The sequence below is a fragment of the Methylobacterium segetis genome, from assembly GCF_004348265.1.
Lineage (GTDB): Bacteria > Pseudomonadota > Alphaproteobacteria > Rhizobiales > Beijerinckiaceae > Methylobacterium > Methylobacterium segetis.
Genome location: NZ_SMNT01000182.1, coordinates 1 through 5,324, shown reverse-complemented (window position 1 = coordinate 5,324; position 5,324 = coordinate 1). Strand labels below are relative to the sequence as shown.

Sequence of the window (5,324 nt, the reverse complement as noted above, 5' to 3'; positions counted from 1 at the left end):
GCCGGGCTCGGCCTCGCGCCCGCCGCGGGCCGCTCCTCGCGCCGGGCCGGGCGGGCGGGCGCCTCGTCCGAGCGCATCGAGAGCGCGATGCGCTTGCGCGCCGCGTCCACCTCGACGACGCGCACCTGCACCACGTCGCCGGGCTTCACCACCTCGCGCGGATCCTTCACGAAGCGGTCGGCGAGCATCGAGATGTGTACGAGCCCGTCCTGGTGGACACCGATATCGACGAAGGCCCCGAAAGCCGCGACATTCGTCACCACGCCTTCGAGCCGCATGCCGGGCTTGAGGTCCTGGATCCTCTCCACACCCTCCTGGAAGGTCGCGGTCCGGAAGGCGGGGCGCGGGTCGCGGCCCGGCTTCTCGAGCTCGGCGAGGATGTCCGTCACCGTCGGCAGGCCGAAGCTCGCGTCCGTGAAGCGCTTCGGGTCGAGACCGCGCAGCACCGCGCCGTTCCCGATCACGGCGCCGATGGGCTGGCCCGTGGCGGCGAGGATCTTGCGCACCACCGGATACGCCTCCGGGTGCACGCCCGAGGCGTCGAGCGGGTCGTCGCCCTCGCGGATGCGCAGGAAGCCCGCGGCCAGCTCGTAGGCCTTCGGCCCGAGCCCGGCGACCTTGCGCAGCCCCGAGCGGCTGCGGAACGGGCCGTTCGCGTCCCGGTGGACCACGATGTTGCCGGCGACGCGCTCGCTCAGGCCCGAGACGCGGGCCAGGAGCGGCGCGGAGGCCGTGTTCACGTCGACGCCGACGCCGTTCACGCAATCCTCCACCACCGCGTCGAGGGAGCGGGAGAGCTTCCCCTCCGCGAGGTCGTGCTGGTACTGGCCGACGCCGATGGCGCGGGGCTCGATCTTCACGAGCTCGGCGAGGGGATCCTGCAACCGCCGCGCGATCGAGACGGCGCCCCGCAGGGTCACGTCGAGGCCCGGCAATTCGGCCGAGGCGTAGGCGCTCGCCGAGTAGACCGAGGCGCCGGCCTCCGAGACCATCACCTTGGTGAGGCGCAGTTCGGGCTGCTTGGCGACGAGCTCGGCCGCGAGCCGGTCGGTCTCGCGGGAAGCGGTGCCGTTGCCGATCGCGATCAGCTCCACCCGGTGGGCGCGGCAGAGCTTGGCGAGGGCCACCAGGGCGCCGTTCCAGTCGCGGCGCGGCTCGTGCGGGTAGATCGTGTCGGTGGCCACCACCTTGCCGGTGGCGTCGACCACGGCGACCTTCACGCCGGTGCGGTAGCCCGGATCGAGCCCGAGGGTCGGGCGCGGGCCGGCCGGGGCGGCGAGCAGCAGGTCGCGCAGGTTTCCGGCGAAGACCTTCACGGCGCCCTCCTCGGCCACCGCCCAGAGGCGAGCGCGCAGGTCCGTGTCGAGGGCGGGCTTCAGCTTGGTGCGCCAAGCCCGGCGCACCGTGTCCGCGAGGAAGCGGTCCCCCGGCCGGCCCCGGTCGGCGAGGCCGAAGGCCCGGGCGATGCGCAATTCCTGCCAGCCCGGCTGGTTCGGGGCCGGCGCGTCGGCCGGCGCGTCGCCGATCTCGAGGTCGAGCACCTCTTCCTTCTCGCCTCGGAAGAGGGCGAGGATCCGGTGCGAGGGCAGCTTCGTCAGAGGCTCGGCGAAGTCGAAGTAATCGGCGAACTTCTCCCCTGCCGCCTCCTTGCCCTTGCGCACGGAGGAGCCGAGCCGGCCGCGCTGCCACGTGGTCTCGCGCAAGGCCCCGACGAGTTCCGGCTCCTCGCTGAAGCGCTCGATCAGGATGGCGCGGGCGCCCTCCAGGGCGGACTCGGCGTCGGCGATGCCCTTCGCGGGGTCGACGAAGGGCTTGGCGGCGGCCTCCGGGCTCTGGTCGGGGCGGGCCAGAAGCGCCTCGGCGAGGGGCCCGAGCCCGGCCTCCCGGGCGGCCTGCGCCTTGGTGCGCCGCTTCTGCTTGAAGGGGAGGTAGAGGTCCTCGAGCCGCGCCTTGGTCTCGGCCTGGGCGATGCGGGCCGCGAGCGCGGCATCGAGCTTGCCCTGCTCGCGGAGGCTCTCGAGGATCGCGGCGCGGCGCGCCTCGAGCTCGCGCAGGTAGCCGAGCCGCTCCTCGAGGCTGCGCAATTGCGCGTCGTCGAGGGCGCCCGTCGCCTCCTTGCGGTAGCGGGCGATGAAGGGGACCGTGGCGCCGCCGTCGAGGAGATCGACCGCTGCCGTCACCTGCCCCTCGGCGACGCCGAGTTCGGTGGCGATGCGCCGGGTGATGCTGGTCATGGGCGACTCCCTCCTCTGCCGGAGGGCTCGTGTAGCGGGCGGGGGCGCGGGCTCCAACCCGGTGGGCGCGAGAGGGCGGCTTTTGCCTGTCTCACGTGAAAACTCTTCCTTAACCTCGACCCTCAGTTGAGGCGCAGGATCGCCGCGTTCAGCACCGTCGCGAAGGCGACCCAGGCCGCGTAGGGCACGAGGAGCCAGGCGGCGAGGCGGTCGTAGCGCCAGGACAGGCGGATCGTCCACAGCACCATGACGAGGAGGGCTGCAACCACGACGAGCGCCGCGCCGATGGCGTGGGCGGTGAAGAAGACGGGGCTCCAGGCGGCGTTGAGGGCGAGCTGGACGTAGAAGGCGGCGAGCGCGAGCCACCAGCCGCGCCGGGACGAGCCCGTGATCGCGATCACCCCCAGAAGCCTCCAGACGCTGATCGCGATCATCGTGTAGAGGATCGTCCAGGCGACCGGAAAGACCCAGTTCGGCGGGTTGAAGCTCGGCTTGGCGAGGCCCGCGTACCAGGTCGGGATGCTCTCCTGCGTCGAGGCCGAGCCGATGAGGGCGGTCGCGGCCACGGGAAGGATCGCGAGGGCGAGGCGCAGCCAGGGCGAGAGGGCGGGCGCGTCCGGAACAGGCAGGGCCGTCGGCATGGGGAGGTCCTCGCGGGAATGGAGGGCGTCCCGCCGGGTTGCGAGGCCGCGTCGGTTCGTGTCAGGCGGCAAATTCCGCCCGAAAGCAAGCTCGGCCCCGTGCCGCAGGAGAATGCGATGCCCCTTTCCCCCAAGCCGCAGGACGAGGCGCCGGCCGAGGCCGGGCCGGCGACAGGCCCGGCGCGCGCGGACGGCCTCTCGCGGCGCAGCCTCGCGGCCCAGGCGATGGGGCGCATCGACCCCGTGACGCGGGGCGTCGTGCCGCCGCTTCACGTCTCCACCACCTTCATCCGCGACCCCGACAACGCCTACAGCTCGGGCTTCGCCTACGCGCGGCCCGACAACGCGACGGTGCGCGAGGCCGAATCCGTCATCGCCATGCTGGAGGGGGCGCAGGCAGGCGCGCTTCTGTTCGGCTCCGGCATGGCGGCGGCGACCGCCGTGTTCACGGCCCTGGAGCCCGGCGACCACGTGGTGGCGCCGAAGGTGATGTACTGGGCGCTGCGCCGCTGGCTGCGGGAGGAGGCGCCCCGCCGCACCTTCGCGATCGATTTCGTCGATGCCGACGACCTCGACGCGCTGCGCGCCGCGATGCGGCCCGGGCGGACGAAGCTCGTCTGGATCGAGACGCCGGGCAACCCGCTCTGGACGGTGACGGACATCGCGGCCGCCGCCGATATCGCGCACGCGGCCGGCGCGCGGCTCGCCGTCGATTCGACCGCGGCCTCCCCCGTCCACACCCGGCCCCTGGCGCTCGGTGCCGACATCGTGATGCACTCGGCCACGAAGATCCTCAACGGCCACTCAGACGTGGTGGCCGGCGTCCTCGCCGCGGGCCGCGCCGACGCGTTCTGGGAGCGGATCGGCGCGATCCGTGCGAACGGGGGCGCGATCCTCGGCCCCTTCGAGGCCTACCTGCTGATGCGCTCGCTGCGGACCCTGCCGCTGCGCGCGGCCGCCCAATCCGCGAGCGCCCTCGACCTCGCCCGGCGCCTGCGCCGCCACGCCTTCGTGGCCTCAATCCTCTCTCCCGGCCTGCCGGACGACCCCGGCCACGCGGTCGCCGCACGCCAGATGGAGGGCGGCTTCGGCTACATGCTGTCGATCCGGGTGCGGGGCGGCGAGGAGGCGGCCATCGGCACCGCCGCGCGGGTGCGGCTGTGGAAGCGGGCGACCTCGCTCGGCGGCGTCGAGAGCCTGATCGAGCACCGCGCCTCCGTCGAGGGGCCGGGCTCACCCTGCCCGCCCGACCTCCTGCGCCTCTCCACCGGCATCGAGGACCCCGCCGACCTCTACCGCGATCTCGACGCGGCGCTCTGGGCCGCCCACGGGGGCGAGCCCCGCCAAGCCTGAGGCGGGCCTCGATTTTTCGGGCCGGTCAGCTGGGCCGATCGCGGATCTGGCGCGTTGTGCCCGATGCGGGCGCAACGATGCCGACGCTGGAGCGAGACCCGCGCTGGAGCGAGACCCGGGGACCCGTCATGACCGATGCGAGACTGATCCTGGCGGGCGCCGCGGCGCTCGCGACCCTCGGCCTCTTCGCGGGTCCCGCCGCGGCGGAGGGGCCACCGAAGCTCGACATCGAGGCGACCTGCAAGTCGGCGGCCCGGGCCGAGGTCAGCGTCAGCGAGAATGCGAGCGTCGAGGGCTGCCTGCGCTCGGAGCGGGACGCCCGCAAGGAGGCCGAGCGGCGCTGGGGCGACTACTCGTCCGCCGCCAAGCGCCAGTGCGAGCAGCAATTCCAGGCGGGCGGCTACCCGTCCTACGTCGAGATGGTGACCTGCCTCGAACTCGCGAGCGGCACGGTGCCGACCCAGTCCGGCGGCGGCGGAGCGGCGACGGAAGGCCCCGGCTCGCCGCGGACGACGACCGGCGCCCGCGAGACGGGCGCGCGCGACGTCACCCGGGAGCCCGCGCCGAGCGACCGGACGAACCCGATCGAGGTCCTGAACAACAAGCAGTAGGGCCGGGAGCCCGCCCCACCCCGGCGCCTCGGGGCGAGGCGGCGAGCGGTCCCAAGTCCGACGCTTGGTACCCACGCCCGCATTCTGCACGGGGTGCGGGCTGCGTGAAAAGGCGAGCTCTCCGCGCCGCCCGAGGACGGCCTTCCACCACGCGCTTTTGGCTCCCCCAGGCCGGTCGGCCTCTAAGAGAGTGGACGGGATGGACTGAGGGTGACCGTTTCCATCGACGTCCCGTCGATCGAAGAGGGTCTGAAGTTTTTTGGCGGTGTCTTCGGTTTCGTCGAGACATCCCGGCCCCATGCCGGCTACGCCATGTTGACCTCGGGCGATGTGACGATCGGGCTTCTCGCGAAACCTGCCGGATCATCACCGGCGCCAGGAAGCAACGACCTTCGCCGGTATGAGCGCCACTGGACACCCGTTCACGTCGATTTTCGTGTCGATGACTTCGAGGGGACGCTCGAACGCGCCTTGGCCAACGGCGC

The 5,324-nt window shown here is 73.0% G+C and carries 5 protein-coding genes; 3 read left to right on the top strand and 2 right to left on the bottom strand.

Features of this window, described 5'->3' with window-relative positions; genetic code table 11:
* Positions 1-2,234: Tex family protein (locus tag E1J50_RS25590; RefSeq protein WP_132257029.1), on the bottom strand; the 2,234-nt coding region annotated here is incomplete at its 3' end.
* A gap of 122 nt (positions 2,235-2,356) precedes the next feature.
* Positions 2,357-2,875 (bottom strand): TspO/MBR family protein, encoded by a 519-nt coding sequence (locus E1J50_RS25585; RefSeq protein WP_132257027.1) that lies wholly within the window; start codon positions 2,873-2,875, stop codon positions 2,357-2,359.
* A gap of 117 nt (positions 2,876-2,992) precedes the next feature.
* Between E1J50_RS25585 and E1J50_RS25580 the strand changes: the two genes are divergently transcribed.
* The 3 genes from E1J50_RS25580 to E1J50_RS25570 all read left to right on the top strand — a co-directional run.
* Positions 2,993-4,228 carry a trans-sulfuration enzyme family protein gene (locus E1J50_RS25580; protein ID WP_132257025.1) on the top strand — a complete coding sequence of 412 codons (1,236 nt, stop codon included), beginning with the start codon at positions 2,993-2,995 and terminating at the stop codon, positions 4,226-4,228.
* 128 nt (positions 4,229-4,356) lie between these two features.
* Positions 4,357-4,839, top strand: coding sequence for a hypothetical protein (locus tag E1J50_RS25575; RefSeq protein WP_132257023.1), 483 nt, complete (start codon positions 4,357-4,359; stop codon positions 4,837-4,839).
* Between the two features lie 204 nt (positions 4,840-5,043).
* Positions 5,044-5,324: VOC family protein (locus tag E1J50_RS25570; RefSeq protein ID WP_132257031.1), on the top strand; the 281-nt coding region annotated here is incomplete at its 3' end.

Excerpts from the sequence above, each read along its gene's own strand:
- E1J50_RS25585 (WP_132257027.1), bottom strand. The coding sequence starts at position 2,875 with ATGCCGACGGCCCTGCCTGTTCCGGACGCGCCCGCCCTCTCGCCCTGG.
- E1J50_RS25580 (WP_132257025.1), top strand. The coding sequence starts at position 2,993 with ATGCCCCTTTCCCCCAAGCCGCAGGACGAGGCGCCGGCCGAGGCCGGG.
- E1J50_RS25575 (WP_132257023.1), top strand. The coding sequence starts at position 4,357 with ATGACCGATGCGAGACTGATCCTGGCGGGCGCCGCGGCGCTCGCGACC.